Below are 17,180 nucleotides of genomic sequence, written 5' to 3' on the forward strand. Positions count from 1 at the left end.
TAAAACTTATTTTGAAAGAACTTTCATCTCAATGACTTCTCTGAGCTGGTTTTTGACGGATTCGATCGGAAGTGCCCTTACTACAGGATCAAGGAATCCGTGGATGACAAGCCTTTCCGCTTCTTTCTGTGAAATACCGCGGCTCATCAGGTAGAACAGCTGGATCGGATCCACACGTCCGACTGAAGCTGCGTGTCCTGCTGTCACATCATCCTCGTCGATGAGGAGGATCGGGTTCGCGTCGCCGCGCGCCTTTTCACTGAGCATCAGCACACGGGATTCCTGCTGCGCATCTGAACGCGTCGCACCGTGCTTGATCAGCCCGACACCGTTGAATATGCTTGAAGCCGCATCTTTCATGACGCCGTGCTTCAGGATATGTCCATTCGTGTCTTTACCGTAGTGGATGATCTGGGAAGTGAAGTTCATCTTCTGCTCCCCGCGTCCGACTACAACGATCTTAAGATCTGACTGGGAGTTGTCACCGATCAGATAAGTCGTATTGTCGTAGATGACGTGGGAGTCGTTCATGAGACCAAGCGCCCAGTCGATGTCGGCATCCCTGCCGGTTACGCCGCGGCGGTTGATGTAGCCTGTAAAACCTTCCGCAAGGAAGTCCACTGCGCCGTATTTCACTTTTGCATTATCTTTCGCGATGACTTCGGAAACGATGTTCACCTGTTCTTCCGATTTATCCACGCCGGACAGATAGTTCTCAACATAAGTCAGTTCGGAACCTTCATCCGCAACAATCAGCACGTGGTTGAACAGGGAAGCCTTCTCATCATCGTGGAGCACGACCATCTGCACAGGGTCTTCGATTTGAACATTTTTAGGTACATAGACGAACAATCCGCCGTTCAGCATGGCAGTGTGGAATGCAGCAAGTTTATGCTCATCCACTCTGACGCCGTCTGTCATGAAGTATTTTTCAACGAGTTCAGGGTGGTTCGCACTCGCTTCGATGATATTCTCTATGATTACGCCTTTATCCAGAAGCTCATCGGATACCTGGAGATATGCAGGCGTATTGTTGTGCTGTACATAAATATTTTTCGTATGTTCGATATCAAGCAGGTTCCTCACTGCTTCCGGAAGTTCCTCGAGGCTGCCATAGACAGAGCTGTCCGTTACTGGCTGCGCTGCAGTGAAGAAGTCCCACCTGTTGAGCTTAGTCTTGTCAGGCTTGGGCATTTCAAGACTTTCAATCTTATCAAGTGCTTCCTGTTTTTTGCTGATCAGAAGTTCTGACTCACCGCGCTCTTTTGCCCTTGCGATAACTTCGTCAGCATTGATCACAAATTCATTTACATCAGTAGCCATTGTCATCCTCCTGTCTTATTAAGCGTCTGCGCCAATAGTTTCGTCTTCGATGCCGAGCTCTTCCTTGATCCAGTCGTAACCTTCATTCTCAAGGCGTTCAGCTAGCTCTTTGCCGCCGGATTTAACAACGCGGCCCTGCATCATAACGTGAACATTATCAGGTGTGATGTAGTTCAAAAGACGCTGGTAGTGAGTGATGATAAGCGCACCGAAGTCGTCGCCGCGAAGTCCATTGATGCCTTTGGAAACAACTTTCAGCGCATCGATGTCAAGACCGGAGTCTATTTCGTCCAGAATACCGAATTTAGGTTCGAGCATCATGAGCTGCAGAATTTCGTTACGTTTCTTCTCACCGCCGGAGAAGCCTTCGTTGAGGTAACGTGTGGACATGTCCAGATCCATTTCAAGATAGTTCATGTTCTTATCCAATTTCTTGATGAACTGCATCAGGTTGATCTCATCGCCCTCTTCGCGCTGTGCATTGATTGCAGAACGAAGGAAGTCGGAGTTCGTCACTCCGGAAATCTCTGACGGGTACTGCATGCCGAGGAACAGTCCGGCCTGCGCACGCTCATCAACTTCCATATCAAGTACGCTCTCTCCATCAAGAAGTACTTCTCCGCCTGTCACTTCATATCTTGGATGACCCATGATAGCCTGTGCAAGCGTGGATTTACCTGTACCATTCGGTCCCATGACCGCATGGATTTCACCTTGTTTAAGAGTGAGGTTGACACCCTTTAAAATTTCTTTGCCGTCTATTTCGACATGTAGATCCTTGATTTCTAGAACAGAAGCCATTTATAACCCTCCAACAGATTTTTTTGGATAATATTTTACTATACCAGTTTATAATAATTCTAAATAATAGTCAAAGGCTGGCACAGCATTCCAATTACCACTATATTATACATTAAATGCAGAACACTTTAAACCTTTCGGGCCGCTTTGTCAAAGTCTCTCCATAAAAAACAGCCCTGCGACTGATAACAGCCGCAGGGTAAATGAAAATCCCTTATTTGATGATGTCCAGCGTAAACGGCGGCTTGTACATCTCCCCGTTGTTCGCTTTGATCGCACCCAGAATCAGGAAGATATAAAATGCGACCGTGATGATCGGGCCGATTACCAGACCGATCAGGATGAAAGAAGTCAGCCATGCAACGAACAGGTAGATCGTATATGAAAGACCGAAGTTGACAACGTGCCTGAGCGCTTCCGCAGTTGCAGGATGCTCATCTTTCTTCAGCACCCACAGAATCAGCGGGCCCACTACTGCAGTGAATGCAGATACGATGTATGATACCATGACCATTGATTTATCGAAGCCCTGTGTACTTTGTTCATTCATTTGGAACGCCTCCAATATTAGATATTCTACTATTATAACTCTACCCTATACAGGGTAACAAATAACAGCAATAACTTGTAAAAATCATTTTAATTCTGTATCAGAAATACGGTAGATTCCATTGTCATCATTGAAGGTGACCCTGTGGGTCTGTTTATTGTCTGAACCGTCTTCTTTGATGTTTACATCCACTTCGTAAATAAGCTCCGAATTGTCTTCTTTGTGCTCGATAAGCTCAATATTTTCAGTTTCGATTTCATACTCTGTTTCAGTCTCAAGTGCCGGTCTTACAAGTTCCAGTACATTATCCGGAACGGTTGTATCAGAAAAGCTGAATCTTAAGGAACTTGTCTGAGTCATTTCAGAATCGGCATTGAAAGATTTCTCAAGCTCCTCATAGAACTTGGGGATTTCCTCTTCGGTTTTCTCCTTTGCATACTCGCTGTCTTTTGCGGCCTGCTCTTCTTCCCTGGCTTCATCCTGTATTGCCTCTATTTCTTCATGATCAAATGCAAGTTCTGCCCGTAACGTTCTCTCGCTTTCCCCGCGCGGCCCAACTTCTGCTTTATCCGTCTGTATAACCTGTCCTTCGACTTCTCCTTCAGCATACACTTCAACAGGATCTTTCGCACTGATCGGACCGTATCCGCCACGCTCGAATTCGAGCCCGGTTACATCTTTGCCGTTTGCGTAGACCTTCAGGTTATCCAGGCCCTGATCACTTGCTATGTTGGTGTAAAGAATCCCCATATCATCTTGGACCGTCACCCTATCCTGGGAAGACCCGTTGAAGTTGACGAGCAAAGTCATGTCGAACGTTTCGCCGTTCATCTCACCTTCACCCTCGATTTCATAAATGCCGGGGATGAAGTTATCAAGCAGCGTCGTTTCTTCCTCCGGAGAACCGATTGTATATTCCTCGCCGTCGAAATTATAGGTAAATGCTGCACGCTGCAGATCGGCGAAAATCTCATGCCTTTCAACTTCCATTGAAGTTTCCCCATCTTCCTTTTCAAGTGTTGAAATGGCGCCTCCCTCTCCCCGGAGATCCGACTCCATGTCACCATCAGACTCTCCTGCTGATTCGGCCATATTTTCAAGTGCTCTTCTGAAAGATTCCTCCGAATATTCGTCCTTGATGAGTCTGACATGTCCAACCGCCTCATCTTCTGTAACCTGTATATCCTCATCGCTGAGAATCTCCTGGAGTGCTCCGTAATCCTCATTTATCACTGCCTCTTCATACTCAGAGACAACACTCTCCGCCTCATTGCCACATGCTGCTAAAACCACAAGGATGATTCCCAGCGGAACCACTTTCAACCAATTCTTCATAATCACTGTCGTCCTAACTTTTACTATTAAAATAGCGTTTGATTTTTTCCCACGATGTTTCGTTGATATTTTCCAATGCTGAAATCACTTCATCTATTGTCTGATAACGCTGATCCATAGTAGATTTAGTACATTTATAGATGAATTCCTTGAATTTCCCCGGTGTATATCCCCCATCAAACAATCTGCTCTCAGTATAGATATTGCCTCCATTCGACAGGAGATAATAAAGAGTTGCACCAAGAGCAAAAATATCGGACCTTTTGTCCACTACCCCATTTTCAAATTGCTCAGGAGCTGCAAAGCCGACGGTACCAAAAGCTTTGTTATGTATGATGCTGGTATCATCTGAAGATGTTCCAAAGTCAACGAGTTTGACTGTGAGCTTCTTATCTATGACCACATTCGACGGTTTGATGTCACGGATGACAATCTCAGGTTCCTGCCGGTGGAAATATTTGATGATGCCGGCGAGCTGTTTGCCTATATACAAGGTTTCCTGCCAATTATATCGATAATCTTTCACATCAATGACATGTTTAAGATTTCTTCCCTCCATGAGCGTCATAACTATTGCTTTATATTCATCCACACTCAGATAATCTATTAAAGTGGGGATGGCAGGATGATTCAACTTTTTCAGGAGGGATGCCTCATTATCCAACTGTTTATTATTTATGAATACGGGGTCTTTGGCAACTTTGAGGATTGCCCTTGTATTGTCCTTAAGCTCGATCAGAAAAATCTTGGAAGTTCCACCGTTAGTAACATGCTTGATCATACTATAATTCTCATGCTGCCAATTATCCAAGAGCATTCCTACACCACCCAGATTATTTCATCAATAATATACAAATATCATCACTGAAGTCCGATTGTTTAATTTCTTCATAGATTAAATCTACAATGTCCTGTGCATTTTTCTTTGATGATCCACGAATAATACTGCGGATCTGTTCATCCTTAACGGCTTTATAGACACCGTCCGTACACATGAAAATAATGTCCTCATCCCGAATAGTCCCAAACGTGACAAAAGGCTGCACTTCTCCTTTCACGCCAAGGCACTGTGTCAGTACACCCTCTATCCGGCGGGCGGAAGGGTCCTCTTTTGAAACCTCGCCCTTCCTGACTTTCCGGTTGAGCAATGTATGGTCTTCCGTCAATTGGACAAGACCTCTCAGTCCATCCAGCTCGGACGTTACCTCACTGCCTTTATCGCTGAAACTGTATCTGTACACCCTCGCATCACCGATATGATGGATCATGTACATATTATCTATCACCAGCACCGTAGATAATGTTGTTCCCATCTTCACGTTATCCTTACTGCCCATATCAATCAATTCCTGGTTCAGACGGCGGAACTCATCCATCTGCTCATTCTCGAACGCCTCGATGACTTCCTGGATACCCGAGGAAGCAGCGATGGTATCATTCCACCATTTTTCCTGGCTCTCAACCGCATGATGGCTTGCCGATTCAGCATTGTTATGGCCACCCATGCCATCAGCTATGACAAGGAAATGGACATCATGGTCTCCGAACAACTTTCCGCCTGTACCAAAATGATAATCTTCATTTGTCTCTTTCCCGCGGCCTTTGGCATTTATCACACCGATATCTTTTCTGGACATACTCATACTTCTTTCACTCTGTATCTGAATGACAATTCACCTAATGTGATTACATCGTCGGGCTTAAGTTCATAAAGTTTATAGGGCACCAGAGCAGCATCATTGATTTTAGATCCGTTTACAGAACCAATATCCTTGAATGAGTAACAATCATCGTTCTTGATCAGCATCGCATGCTTCCTTGAAATGTTGGAATCATCCACATGATAATCAGATTCCTCCCTGTGCCTTCCTATGAGGAAATTTTCACCAAGTATGGAGACTGCATCACCAATATCATTCTTCCCGTCAAATGGGATCAGGAAGTCCTTTGCTTCTCCTTGTTCCAGTCTGACATTCCTTTTCAGTTCTTCATCATCTTCAGCTTCAAGGAGCGTCGTTTTATCAGTGAGCTCGAAAGATTCAACTTCGTCAGCAGTTTCCTCCCCTTCACTGTCGGTATCTTCCTGTTTGAAGGACATTTCTCCAGATACGGCATGCTCACCCTCTTCAGAGAAGTCATGATCCTCTTCCGCCTGGACGATTTCCTTTGCAGAAATGAACGCATCATAATCCATGGCTCTCAGTGCATCAAATACTTTGACTCTGTGATCATTTTCAAATGCATCCTCTTCAACTGCACTTTTCTTGATCTTCTTCTTCACTTTCTTTTCCACAACAACCGGTTCCACACCCGGACGCCATTTTTTCCAGTAAACATACAAGGCCCCCGCAACTCCCGCAGACAAAAGGAAAGCAGTCCCGAGTAATATGTTGCTGCCGAGCGGCATCTGACTCCAGATCACTGCAAGCAGCACAATAGCAATCAGTGAAGAATATAATTTTTCTTTCCTGTTTAAAGGAGGCATTGTACGGATTTTTTTAACCTGGAATTTATCTGAGTTGCCATACGGCACATCGCCCTGAAGAGAAATGCCTGAATTCTTTATATCGAGAAGATAGTTCTTGATGTTTTCAATACTGAAATTGGGGTGTTTCAAATACTGGCACAAATTTATGTAATCTTCCCTGTCCATATCTGAAATTCGTTTTGATACATTGAAGATGAGACGTTTCAATTCATCCTCTGTCGATTCATCCTTTTCAAACCTTCGGAGCGGCATATACATCAATTTGATATCATAATAGCCTTCTCCTACAAATATTGACTCTTCACTGATGCAGTATTTCTCAATGTTCAGCAGGTTATTACCGGACTTTTTGAGCGTATTGCATATTTCAACGATCAGGCGGTAAAAATCCTCGAACCTGAACTCATCATATTCCAGTCTCTCCCACAGAGAGGCATAATTTTCCGTATTGAAGTGCAGAGTCTGATTATTGTTCTCTTTAACGAAATTGATGGGCAGTGTCCTGTCTATTTCATTATAGAGGAACATCTTATATTCAGTTTCGTTCAAATCGTCAATGGTCAGCCTTTTTCCATTTTCATCATATTCCAATGATGTTTGTTTTTTATTACCTTTTACTTCGATATCATATCCTGAGATATTCAAATATTACCCTCCCAATACAACCATATAGTAGAAAGTGATCAAAACACCTGGTATTACTGCATAAATGAAAGGAAATCTGGTTGCACGGTTTCTTTTGAACTCTTCCATAGGTGTCAAAGATTTTTTCTGTATGCTTTCCTTCATATGTATAATGCTTAAAGTGAGCTGGATTAAAAATGTCCGTGTAAACAATAGATATAAAAGGCCAATGATTCCTGCACATATAATCGCGTACATTATTGAATACAGGCCAAAAAGTATCCCTGTCATCGTACCAACGGCAAAAAACAGTTTCACATCACCGGCACCAATGGCTTTAAAAACATAAAGCACCAACAGTATTATGCCGCATACCAGACCCCCGCCAAAAGATTGGATGAAACCGTCCACACCTGCGTTCAGGGAATGATAGCCCACACCAACAACAGCACCTGAGACATTCAGCCAATTTGGAATGATTTGTTTGATTGCATCATAATAGAAAACAATGCACAGAAATATTCCCAAAATGATAAAATGTATTTCCATAATTAAGCTCCATTCCAAATATATTCAACAGATTTTTTCTTGATTGTTATCGTCCTGCTGAAAAAGGGCAGATTTATCTCAAGAGGCACTTCGGCAACTACTTCAATAGTCTCCTGGTTCACAGCAGGTTCAACTTTAACGCCTTCTGCATTGAAAAATTTACCGTCACCCACCCGGTCTGTATAAAGTTCCTTTACCAGACCTTCAGTTATGCCCGTTTGAGCAGAAACACTCATATTGGAGATGAACTCCCCAATCTTACCCTCAGCATGGCTCCCTACTTTCTCAACAAGAAAATCGACAACATTGTTTTCAGTAACACTGCCGCCCTTCTCCTTGATGACATCCATCATGGCACCCGACTCATTCTCAAGGAGCCCCTCAGCCTCCTGAGCCAGGTAGCCATAATGTGCCATGGTCTGTGTACTCTCAGATACAGACTCCTGCAATGCCATTTCAGCAATGGCTATCTGAACAATGCACATGAGCATGAGTATAAAAGTAACCATGATAGGAATGACCAGCGCAGCTTCAATCGTAATCACTCCATCTTCATTTTCCCGTAAACGTTTGAACACGCCAGTCACTCCTTGACACTATTCTAAAGGCAATCTGTATGATTGTTCTGTTGGTGCATTATTTTCAAACTTCAATTCATAATAGTCACTATCTATTGCATCAGTCATGATATAAACCAGATCAAAAGTCGCTTCTTCATCAGCTTGAAGTTCTTGAGACAAATCTTCTTCTGAAACTTCGAATATAAATTGTTCTCCTCCCATTTCTCCACCTTGTACTACATCAGGATGAACATATTCACCAATTACAATCGGTTCGTCTGTTATATTTTTAACTGTGACATTGACAACCCCCAGAAAATGGGATTCTCCTGCATTCATAACAAATGAATCCATCGGCTCCCCATCGTATTCTTGAGTTTGTTCGAATGAATTTACGGTGACTTGATATGGTATTTCCCATTCATAACTTTCCACTTCAACTGTATCGCCAATCTCATGTATTTCTCCATCTTCAGATTCTGAATCCGCAGATGCCTCTTCGTTAGTATCTTCTGCAGTTTCCTCGTCTGTGTTTTCTTCTGTAGTTTCTCCTTCGGACTCATTACTGTCCGAGCAGGCGCCCAATATCAGAATCAGACTCAAAATGCTTAATATTCCCAAGTGTTTTTTCATCATAAATCCTCTGTCTTATTATGGTTATTTTATCTTCACGAAAATGTAATTGTAGAACTTTGATACTATTCCAAAGGTAATCTGAATGCTGTTTCATTAGGAGACATTTGTTCAAATGTCAGTTCAAAATGTTCATTGTCCCCATACTCGCTCAATATATACACTAGATCAATCGTAGCTTCTTCATCTGGCTGAAGTTCCTGTGAGACATCTTCTTCGGATAAATCATAAACGTACTGCTCTCCACCAGAACTGCCACCTTTAACCATATTTGGATAGACATATTCTCCTATCACTATAGGTTCATCAGCAATGTTTTTCACAGTCATATTCACAATACCTAAGAAATGTGAATCACCTGCATTAGATACCAGTGAATCCAAACTATTACCATCATATTCCTGGGCCTGATCAAAAGAGTTTACTGTCACTTGATACGGGACTTCCCATTCAAAACTTTCAATTTCAGCTGTGTCGCCTATTTCATACATACTTCCGTCTGATTCTTCTTCGGTGCTTTCTTCCTGATTATCCGTTGTCTCTTCTGTACTTTCTTCGGTCGTTTCACCTTCTGATTCATTGTTGCCTGAGCAGGCGCCCAATATCAGTATCAGACTCAAAATACTTATAAATCCTAAATACTTTTTCATTCCGAATCCTCCATCTTAGTATGAATAATGTTTCTCTTTATCGAAAATATAATCGTTCCCTTCTACTTTGCCAGGGAAAAAGGTGGGTAAAAATAAAAGGTTAACTTGTCCACGAACATTACTATTCAAGTAGGTTTGCCCATTATTTGTGAAATCTACACCTGTTGCTTCAGATAATGCCGACTGAATTCTAATCCTTTTTTCTGCATTAAATGTCTGATCCAAAGACCTGAAACTCAAAAATATTCTGGTCATCAGTTCAGGTGTAACAGCAAATCCTTGGTTTTGCTGACCGGGTTTTGGTGGACCGCCTTTTGCGTTCTTTTTGCCAAATATATTGAGAACAAGACCATCCTCGTTATTTAGGAATTCGTTTAAATCATCGACTGTTGCTGCTATAGCTACTGCTATAGCCAATGCGACTCCAATCCATCCTAACTTACTCAACGGATTTTTAACTAACGCATCAAATAAATTTACTGCTAATATAATGGAAGTGACTTCCAGAAGAAATTGACCATAATTAGCGCCAGATTGATGGTGTCCATATATCATATACATGGCTTGTTTAGTATCATAATTGAAGCTTTCCTGTTTAATACCAAAAGGTTTGGAAACTCCAAAGTTGGCCATGATGTATTCATTCATATAGATTTCTGATCGTATTGCATATGGATTGGACATTAACTCAAACATTCTTTGTAATTTATCAAATGCTTTAGTTATGAATTCTTTCCTGTCTTCCTCAGCAATCAATTCGCCATCAGATCCGGCACCAGAGTATTTGCTGTTATACATTTCCAATGTATTGTAGATCTCCTGGTCAGCGGAATATGATTCGGCCATGCCCAGTGCATCATTCAGCGTCTCTAAAAGTTTTCCAAAAGATTCATCTGCCTGCTCTTCGGCTTCATCATATGTTTCATCATATCTTTCATCTTTCTGAAGAATTTCTTCTGATTCTTCATACTTTTTCCAGCTTGTTGTTATAGAATCAATATTGGTGTCAGCATCGGAAATAAGATCAGATGCTGCTTTCTCGACAAAACCAGGCGCCTCTTTTGTTTCAGAGTTGACTGCCAATTTGAAAATTGACGCTTGTGAAAGCAGTCCATACCTTTGTAAATTCCCAAAGCTGGTCATGGTACCCGGTGCGTCAGCCTTTCCCAGTACATAATCATCCAGACTTTCAAAGTCATTTTCTATCGAAGTGAAAAATTCATTGTCCAGAATCAACTTATTGATTTCTTCCAAACCGTCTGTAGATCCGACCATTTCTTTAATCTCATTATTGTAATCCATTGCTGAATTATTGCTGGGTGAGCTTGAATTTCCGGAACCGAAAAGTGCTTTGAGAATATCCTCTTTATAGCTGCCATAATTGGTCTGAATCAGACCTTCTGTTGGTAATGTTTCTGTGTTGAATTTAGATCTGGCATCCTCAAAATACCCGAGCTCTTCTTCTTCATCGTCACGCTTCTTTTCTTTATCTTCTTTTTCTTCATCGCTTAATTCTTCTTCTGATTCTTCATCTTCGGAATCTTCTTTCTCATGCTTGTTTTTCAATTCCAGGTATCTTGGATAATATTTTGAAAGATCCGCCATGTTCGACTTTATAGATTCAGGGATTTTCTCAGATGATGACTCTTTACCTACGATTTTGGAATTATATCTTGATGTGACATCTTCTTTTAAACTTTTAACTTCCTCGTCAACTTTTTTCAGTTCAGCATTCCGCTTTTTGACAAGTTCCATAACTTCTTCAAATTTCTCAAGGAATTCCTGTGTTTCTTCCATATCTTCGGCTCTTGCCGGATCGACTTCAGTTTTAGCTTGTTTCAGCATATCCGTAAAAACCCCGGCCATCTGTATGGGAGCCTGATACTTCATCGTTTCATTGATCTGATATTTGAATATATCCGGATTCAATATATCCCTGTCAGTGTCAAAGGAAGCTGAACTCGAGCTGATGGATACTTGGGATAGATTGGAGTACCCTTCCAATTCTCCCGGGGTAAAAAGCTGCTCTTCGAGTGTCTTCTCAAAAATCGGAAGCGATTCATTGCCGGTAACAAAAATCCCGTAATCAGCGAGTGAACTGTCATATTGTGACATTGTCGACCTGACAGCTGATTCAACAGCGTTATCGAGCTGTCTTTCTGCCGACATTATCCGCACCATATCAATCAGAAGAGCATTGATGATGAAGATGGGAAGTATGATGCAGATGGCAAAGATGGAAACTGAACCGCCATCGTCAAAAATCAGAGGTTTTATAAACTGTTTGATTTTTTTCATTGGTGTTCTAACCTCCAACCCATTGCTCTACTGCTTCTGTAATACTCCCTGCGTCTTCAAGTGGTGTGAAACTCATCAGGAATTTCGCAAAGTTATAAGTCCGCACCATCTCTGTAGATTCGGTAATTATACTTGTTGACTCACCAGTAACATTCGAAACTCCCAGCAGATTTTTGAACATGTCAGGCATATAGAGTCCTGACTCGGTAGTGACCCTGATTTTTTTATAAATTAATATATTTCCTCCGCCGTCGGCAATTTCTATGGAGATCGGTCCGGCGTAGTTATTGGTCACAACCGCCTTCTTGCTCTGGGATATTCCGCCGGAGCCGCCGCCGAAACCGCCGATGCCCAAACTGTCAAAGAGATCGCCTGCGCCTTCGCCAATCCTCCAGTAAAGACCGTCACCGGCTTCATTTCCTGTATACTGGCTTGTATTTTCGATCTCTCCGGTATATGTTTTATTACTGTTGTCATAATTGTAGGCAACCAGATTTGATGACTGGTATGCCACGTAATTTGTCATGCCTGACTGAAAAACTATAATGCATAAAAAAACTGTCATGAGGACGAAAACCATAACAAAAGGGAAAACAAGGGTAGCTTCCATAGACATGCTGCCCCTTTCCCCCTTAAAGAACCGCCGCATTATATCACCCGCCGAATGTTCCAAGGTTTCCTTCTATAGCATCAAACAGACTATTTGCCCAAGATTCAATTCTCCCCTTGAACAAAATCGCAATTCCAATCAGTACCGCCAGTATCAAAAGTACCTCAACTACTTCCAGGCCTTCCTCATCGTTCCAAAAATCAAGCCAAAACTGTGCCATGATATCTCTCCTTAATAATTTGTAAGTTTATATATAAAGCAAGAAACCTTGCGTTATACCAAAGTGGTAAGATCCCGACTAAAAATTGAACATCGTAATCGCGGGATAGATGATTACAAGCAATACTGCAGCAAAGACAAAAATCATCGGGAATATCAGTTTTGACGAAGCTTCTTCCCCTTTGATCCTCGTCAGAGTTTTACGTTTGTCCCACAATGATTTAGACAAATCTTTCAATGACTCAGCCAATTGCTTTCCGCCCCTGCGGTAGTTCATCATTATCGTTGTTGTTAAAACTGAAACTTCCTGTATGCCGCATCGCTGACTGAAGTCTTTCATAGCGTCTTGAAATGATGAATTGGATTGAAGCTTGTTCATTGCTTCATTCAACTCGTAATACAATGGTGAATCGTAAATCCTGTTCATATTTTGCTGTACCGATTTATTAATCGCACCCTGAACCGTTTCCCCGGCATTCACCAGAAGTATTAGCTTGTTGGTAAATTCAGGAAGTTCAAGAAGTATTGATTCTTTCCTTTTCTTAACTTTCGTATCCAGCTCCTTCATCTGTGCATACACCAATATCACAGTCATCACCACACAAAATATCGGAAGCGTGTAGTCACCGGATTCCACTGATGCAAATGCTGCAAATGTCACCAGAGCACAAATAGTGAAAACAGTGACTATTTTGGCCAGATGTATCCTTGTGAATGTCTGGCTCAGTCTGGATCCCCGTAGAATGATCATCTTCTGATGAACCGGCGCTACTATCGAAGGGAACTTTCTATACAGGTCCAGTTTATCCACAAGGAATAGTGAGTAAGGGGCAAGGATAGGCAGAAGTATGCTCCTTTTATATGTCTCTATGAAAGTTTTGTAGTTCTTCTTTTGAATTATCGTTGTGACCAGAATACATATCACAAGAATTAAAATGATCATTTCCATTCCTATTACCTACATTTCGATTTTCATCAATTTCTGACTTATTACCATGCTGAGAATTGTGCACCCCAGCACAACTGTCATAACGATGGGGCCCGGGGTGCCAAATTCATAAAGCGGCCTCACAAAATCTCCTGATGTATATTTCAAGAATGCAATCATGCCAAGAGGCATTACTGCAATGATTCTTGATTCGAATTTCTTTTGGGATACCAGTACTTTTATGTCCTGCTGGATTTCGATTTTTTCGTTGATGATGTCAACAGTTCTCTTGATGACGTCCACAAGGTTACCACCGCTGCGTTTGCATGTTATGAAAACGTCCGAAAAGTTCTTTATGTCTTCTACATCTGAACGTTTTGCAAAGTCGTCGAATGCTCTTTCGATACTTTCACCGTTCTCGACCCGTCTGTTGATGATCGAGAATTCCCTAATGATATATGTATCTTCATTCGGGTACAGGAGTTTCAAATCTTTCAAAGCATCTCTGAATGCATTTTCGATTGACTGTCCTGCTGCCAATGAAGAGGAAAGGGATGCAGCCGCTTCCTTGAATTGCAGCGACAGGATGTTCTTCCGTTTCTCTTTCAATTGCTTCTTCCGTACTTTTGGTGCAAAGAGAGCAAGGAGGCCGAGGAGGAGTGAAATGACCAGATTATCATAGAATAGCTCACCGACCAGCAGGATTATGAGAAATACGACAAGTATTGCAGAGATGATTTCCCAAAAATTCATCTTGTAGTCACCATAATCAATAAGTTGATTATCAGAGGAGCTTCGGGAGTTTATAGCTGCAATGGAACGCCTTCTGCGCTCTTCCTCACGCTTCAGATGCTTTTTCTTCTTTTTTAGATCAGTGTTTGTAATCCTTTTATAAACTATGCCGAATATGGCCAGTACAATGATTACAAGCCCGAAGACCTGGAACAGATCCATTACATCACTTCCGTTTCTTCATCCGTCTGACCATAGAGTTTCTCAATATCTTGCTTCCCTGATATTTCGAGCTTCATGGTGGAATGAAGTTTATTGCCTGTCGGGACAAGATCTCCAATGATTCTGCCTTCCTTGTCCTCTGAAGTTTCCTGGAAAACAAATAATGGATTCAGCTGGATTTCCCCATTTTCAAAGCCGGTTACTTCAGATATCTCCACAACCTTTCTGGAGTGATCCCTGAACCTTGATAAATGGATCATTATATCTATCGCTGATGTTATTTGCTTTCTGATGACATCAATCGGCAGTTCAGCACCGCTGAGCACCATCGTCTCGATCCTGCTCAGCATGTCTTTTACAGAGTTGGCGTGACCTGTGGACAAAGAGCCATCATGCCCGGTGTTCATGGCCTGAAGCATATCAAGTGCTTCCGCGCCCCTGACTTCCCCCACGATGACCCGTGACGGCCGCATCCTCAAAGATGTACGGATCAGGTCTCTTATGGTGATTTCACCTTCCCCCTGGGTATTCGCATTACGGGTTTCGAGACTTATGAGGTTTGGAATACTTTTCAGCTGCAGTTCAGCCGAATCTTCTATCGTCACTATTCTTTCGCTTTTGGGTATGAAGTTCGACAGTACATTGAGAAACGTGGTTTTACCGGAACCGGTGCCCCCGCCTATGAAAATGTTGTATTTGGCTTCAACGAGGTGTTTAAGGAATTGTGATACTTCTTTGTTGAGAGCTTTGAATCTTATGAGGTCATCTATGGTCAAGGCATGTTCGGGGAACTTACGGATTGTCATGGCTGCACCTTTCAGTGCCACTGGCGGCAGTACCACATTTACTCTGGAACCATCTTCCAGTCTCGCATCCACTATCGGTGTCGATTCATTGACCACCCTGTTCACTTTGGACACAATGGACTGGATTGTATCCTCAAGTTTTTGCTGGGACTCGAACCTGACATCCGACTTGAATACTTCACCATGCTTTTCGACAAATATCTCCAAGTAGTTGTTCACCATAATTTCTGTAATATCCTTATCATCCAAGAGGGGCTGCAATACTCCCAGACCGCGGAATGAATTATACATCCGCTCGACAATCACACTCATCTGTCCGGAACTTATCTGATATTGCTTTGCATAAGTGATGACAAACTCTTCGACATACTGTCTCAACTCATCGTTGGAAACTGAATACATGAAGTCCAATACATCTCTCAGCTTGTTTGTCAGATGATCGACTATCGCATCTTCACTATCCTGTTCCTCAAATTTATAATTGGCTATCTCTTCAATATTGCCGGTTTCTTTATGTTTCATTTGATACCTCCATCGACAGAGATATTTTACTCAGTGATTTCAAAAGCTCATGACCGATTTCACTATCCTCAAGCACCTTCTCCTTTTCATTGTAATCCAGCCATTCAGGCTTGAATTTGATTTTGGATTCAATGTTGAAGTTATAGCCGGCATGGCCTGCGAATAGATTTTCACCGAATTTATTGACTATGTAATGCATTTTCTTATTGTCTATTTCCAGTTGTAAACCATTCTTCTCCATGATTGTCCTGGTTTTCATGAAGCTGGTTTCGTTCGATTCCAGCACCCAGAAAATGTCATTGCTCAGACGTAGAATTTCTGAATTGTTTTCATTCAGCCTTGAATCCATATCGATGATCAGGAAATCATATTCATTCAAAGAAGTAATTGTTTTAACCAGATTCTCAATATCCAATGTGTTGAGGGAGTCCACTTCATCAAAATTCATATTTATCGGGAAAAAATCTATCCCCGTCTCTGCATCAGTATCTTTCAGCTTATGAAATTTAGACACCAGCCTGTATGGGTCATCCTTGAGGAAATAGAAGAGTTCAGAACTTTTCGGCTTACTGGCTTCAAGGTAGGATGATGCTGAGAGCAATTGCTCCATCGAAAGATAGAACACTTTCTGTGAATGCTTCGATAGCACTTTACCAAGCATCATGGAGAGCAGTGTTTTCCCGGTTCCGCCATTCGCGCTTGCAAATGCGATCGTACTGGTGTTCCTTTCATTGTTTGATTCCAATAGACGCCCGTCATTGTCGTAATAATACATCAGTAACGTTTCTACGATACTGTCAAAAGGCTGGTATTTGAAAATCTCCTCTTCAAAACCTTGTCCCGTTTCTGAAAGTAAGACAACCCTGTCAAATACATTTTCCACCCTCTGCAATTCATCGTCCGTCGGATAAATTTCTGAGAGCAGGATATTGTAGCTGGAATTTTTAACGGATTCACTCATTACGTTGAAGTCGGTGAAAATTTCAACCACCAGCTTATTATTGTATTCATTGTCCAATAAGTATGTTTCGAACAAATTTATGTATTCAGTATCATTGGATAGCAATACCACTTTGATTTTCTGCATAACTGTCCCGCCATTCGCTAAAATAAATTCTGGATAAAGTTGATAAATGATCAGACATTTAAAAATAAACGCTAAAAGTAGTTAGTAAAAGCAAGTTATTTTATGTAAGTATGTTTACTCTATGAAAGTTATTTAATTAAAAATGATAAACCTTAAGATACACATATATGAGGATATTGTCAAAATTACGTCAAATATTTTTTCAAAAATCCGCGTCAATATTGATGAAAATTGAATATACCA

General features: G+C 41.8%; 18 protein-coding genes. All 18 read right to left on the reverse strand.

What is annotated here, in order from left to right; genetic code table 11:
• Nucleotides 1-6: 6 nt before the first annotated feature.
• Entirely contained in the window at nt 7-1,323 is a 1,317-nt protein-coding gene (gene sufD, locus WN59_RS11025) for a Fe-S cluster assembly protein SufD (RefSeq protein ID WP_046517154.1), read from the reverse strand.
• A gap of 18 nt (nt 1,324-1,341) precedes the next feature.
• Entirely contained in the window at nt 1,342-2,124 is a 783-nt protein-coding gene (gene sufC / locus WN59_RS11030; RefSeq protein ID WP_046517156.1) for a Fe-S cluster assembly ATPase SufC, read from the reverse strand.
• A gap of 214 nt (nt 2,125-2,338) precedes the next feature.
• The gene (locus tag WN59_RS11035; protein WP_046517157.1) at nt 2,339-2,674 is read right to left on the reverse strand and encodes a DUF4870 domain-containing protein; all 336 of its coding nucleotides are present in this window, start codon (nt 2,672-2,674) and stop codon (nt 2,339-2,341) included.
• 84 nt (nt 2,675-2,758) lie between these two features.
• Nucleotides 2,759-4,009 (reverse strand): TcaA 3rd/4th domain-containing protein, encoded by a 1,251-nt coding sequence (locus tag WN59_RS11040; RefSeq protein ID WP_046517158.1) that lies wholly within the window; start codon nt 4,007-4,009, stop codon nt 2,759-2,761.
• Between the two features lie 13 nt (nt 4,010-4,022).
• Nucleotides 4,023-4,826, reverse strand: coding sequence for a serine/threonine-protein kinase (locus WN59_RS11045; RefSeq protein WP_046517160.1), 804 nt, complete (start codon nt 4,824-4,826; stop codon nt 4,023-4,025).
• A 16-nt stretch (nt 4,827-4,842) separates the two neighbouring features.
• The gene (locus WN59_RS11050) at nt 4,843-5,646 is read right to left on the reverse strand and encodes a PP2C family protein-serine/threonine phosphatase (protein ID WP_046517163.1); all 804 of its coding nucleotides are present in this window, start codon (nt 5,644-5,646) and stop codon (nt 4,843-4,845) included.
• A gap of 2 nt (nt 5,647-5,648) precedes the next feature.
• Nucleotides 5,649-7,142, reverse strand: a complete 1,494-nt coding sequence (locus tag WN59_RS11055) for a DUF6382 domain-containing protein (RefSeq protein ID WP_046517166.1) — start codon at nt 7,140-7,142, stop codon at nt 5,649-5,651.
• 3 nt (nt 7,143-7,145) lie between these two features.
• On the reverse strand, nt 7,146-7,670 hold the full coding sequence (locus tag WN59_RS11060) for an A24 family peptidase (protein WP_046517168.1): 525 nt from the start codon (nt 7,668-7,670) through the stop codon (nt 7,146-7,148).
• Between the two features lie 2 nt (nt 7,671-7,672).
• Complete coding sequence (locus WN59_RS11065) at nt 7,673-8,248, reverse strand: TadE/TadG family type IV pilus assembly protein (protein WP_046517170.1); 576 nt, start codon at nt 8,246-8,248, stop codon at nt 7,673-7,675.
• Between the two features lie 18 nt (nt 8,249-8,266).
• Nucleotides 8,267-8,863, reverse strand: a complete 597-nt coding sequence (locus WN59_RS11070) for a hypothetical protein (RefSeq protein WP_046517172.1) — start codon at nt 8,861-8,863, stop codon at nt 8,267-8,269.
• 65 nt (nt 8,864-8,928) lie between these two features.
• Entirely contained in the window at nt 8,929-9,513 is a 585-nt protein-coding gene (locus WN59_RS11075) for a DUF4352 domain-containing protein (RefSeq protein ID WP_046517175.1), read from the reverse strand.
• Nucleotides 9,514-9,528: 15 nt separating this feature from the next.
• Nucleotides 9,529-11,811, reverse strand: a complete 2,283-nt coding sequence (locus WN59_RS11080; protein ID WP_046517178.1) for a pilus assembly protein TadG-related protein — start codon at nt 11,809-11,811, stop codon at nt 9,529-9,531.
• 7 nt (nt 11,812-11,818) lie between these two features.
• Entirely contained in the window at nt 11,819-12,460 is a 642-nt protein-coding gene (locus WN59_RS11085; RefSeq protein ID WP_331386422.1) for a TadE/TadG family type IV pilus assembly protein, read from the reverse strand.
• A gap of 4 nt (nt 12,461-12,464) precedes the next feature.
• Nucleotides 12,465-12,641, reverse strand: a complete 177-nt coding sequence (locus tag WN59_RS13560) for a Flp1 family type IVb pilin (protein WP_082099271.1) — start codon at nt 12,639-12,641, stop codon at nt 12,465-12,467.
• A 78-nt stretch (nt 12,642-12,719) separates the two neighbouring features.
• Nucleotides 12,720-13,589: a type II secretion system F family protein gene (locus tag WN59_RS13350; RefSeq protein WP_052747415.1), complete on the reverse strand. Its 870-nt coding sequence runs from the start codon at nt 13,587-13,589 to the stop codon at nt 12,720-12,722.
• 9 nt (nt 13,590-13,598) lie between these two features.
• Complete coding sequence (locus WN59_RS11095; protein WP_052747417.1) at nt 13,599-14,522, reverse strand: type II secretion system F family protein; 924 nt, start codon at nt 14,520-14,522, stop codon at nt 13,599-13,601.
• Nucleotides 14,522-15,850, reverse strand: coding sequence for a CpaF family protein (locus tag WN59_RS11100; protein WP_082099273.1), 1,329 nt, complete (start codon nt 15,848-15,850; stop codon nt 14,522-14,524). Before WN59_RS11100 ends, WN59_RS11095 begins: the two co-directional genes overlap by 1 nt.
• Complete coding sequence (locus WN59_RS11105) at nt 15,840-16,937, reverse strand: AAA family ATPase (protein ID WP_046517182.1); 1,098 nt, start codon at nt 16,935-16,937, stop codon at nt 15,840-15,842. Before WN59_RS11105 ends, WN59_RS11100 begins: the two co-directional genes overlap by 11 nt.
• Between the last annotated feature and the right edge of the window lie 243 nt (nt 16,938-17,180).

Source organism: Salinicoccus sediminis (assembly GCF_000986795.1).
GTDB classification, from domain to species: domain Bacteria; phylum Bacillota; class Bacilli; order Staphylococcales; family Salinicoccaceae; genus Salinicoccus; species Salinicoccus sediminis.

Excerpts from the sequence above, each read along its gene's own strand:
- WN59_RS11075 (WP_046517175.1), bottom strand. The coding sequence starts at position 9,513 with ATGAAAAAGTATTTAGGATTTATAAGTATTTTGAGTCTGATACTGATA.
- WN59_RS11045 (WP_046517160.1), bottom strand. The coding sequence starts at position 4,826 with ATGCTCTTGGATAATTGGCAGCATGAGAATTATAGTATGATCAAGCAT.
- WN59_RS11105 (WP_046517182.1), bottom strand. The coding sequence starts at position 16,937 with ATGCAGAAAATCAAAGTGGTATTGCTATCCAATGATACTGAATACATA.
- WN59_RS11050 (WP_046517163.1), bottom strand. The coding sequence starts at position 5,646 with ATGTCCAGAAAAGATATCGGTGTGATAAATGCCAAAGGCCGCGGGAAA.
- WN59_RS11085 (WP_331386422.1), bottom strand. The coding sequence starts at position 12,460 with ATGCGGCGGTTCTTTAAGGGGGAAAGGGGCAGCATGTCTATGGAAGCT.
- WN59_RS11040 (WP_046517158.1), bottom strand. The coding sequence starts at position 4,009 with ATGAAGAATTGGTTGAAAGTGGTTCCGCTGGGAATCATCCTTGTGGTT.
- WN59_RS13560 (WP_082099271.1), bottom strand. The coding sequence starts at position 12,641 with ATGGCACAGTTTTGGCTTGATTTTTGGAACGATGAGGAAGGCCTGGAA.
- WN59_RS11100 (WP_082099273.1), bottom strand. The coding sequence starts at position 15,850 with ATGAAACATAAAGAAACCGGCAATATTGAAGAGATAGCCAATTATAAA.
- WN59_RS11095 (WP_052747417.1), bottom strand. The coding sequence starts at position 14,522 with ATGGATCTGTTCCAGGTCTTCGGGCTTGTAATCATTGTACTGGCCATA.
- sufC (WP_046517156.1), bottom strand. The coding sequence starts at position 2,124 with ATGGCTTCTGTTCTAGAAATCAAGGATCTACATGTCGAAATAGACGGC.
- WN59_RS11035 (WP_046517157.1), bottom strand. The coding sequence starts at position 2,674 with ATGAATGAACAAAGTACACAGGGCTTCGATAAATCAATGGTCATGGTA.
- WN59_RS13350 (WP_052747415.1), bottom strand. The coding sequence starts at position 13,589 with ATGGAAATGATCATTTTAATTCTTGTGATATGTATTCTGGTCACAACG.
- WN59_RS11060 (WP_046517168.1), bottom strand. The coding sequence starts at position 7,670 with ATGGAAATACATTTTATCATTTTGGGAATATTTCTGTGCATTGTTTTC.
- WN59_RS11080 (WP_046517178.1), bottom strand. The coding sequence starts at position 11,811 with ATGAAAAAAATCAAACAGTTTATAAAACCTCTGATTTTTGACGATGGC.
- sufD (WP_046517154.1), bottom strand. The coding sequence starts at position 1,323 with ATGGCTACTGATGTAAATGAATTTGTGATCAATGCTGACGAAGTTATC.
- WN59_RS11070 (WP_046517172.1), bottom strand. The coding sequence starts at position 8,863 with ATGAAAAAACACTTGGGAATATTAAGCATTTTGAGTCTGATTCTGATA.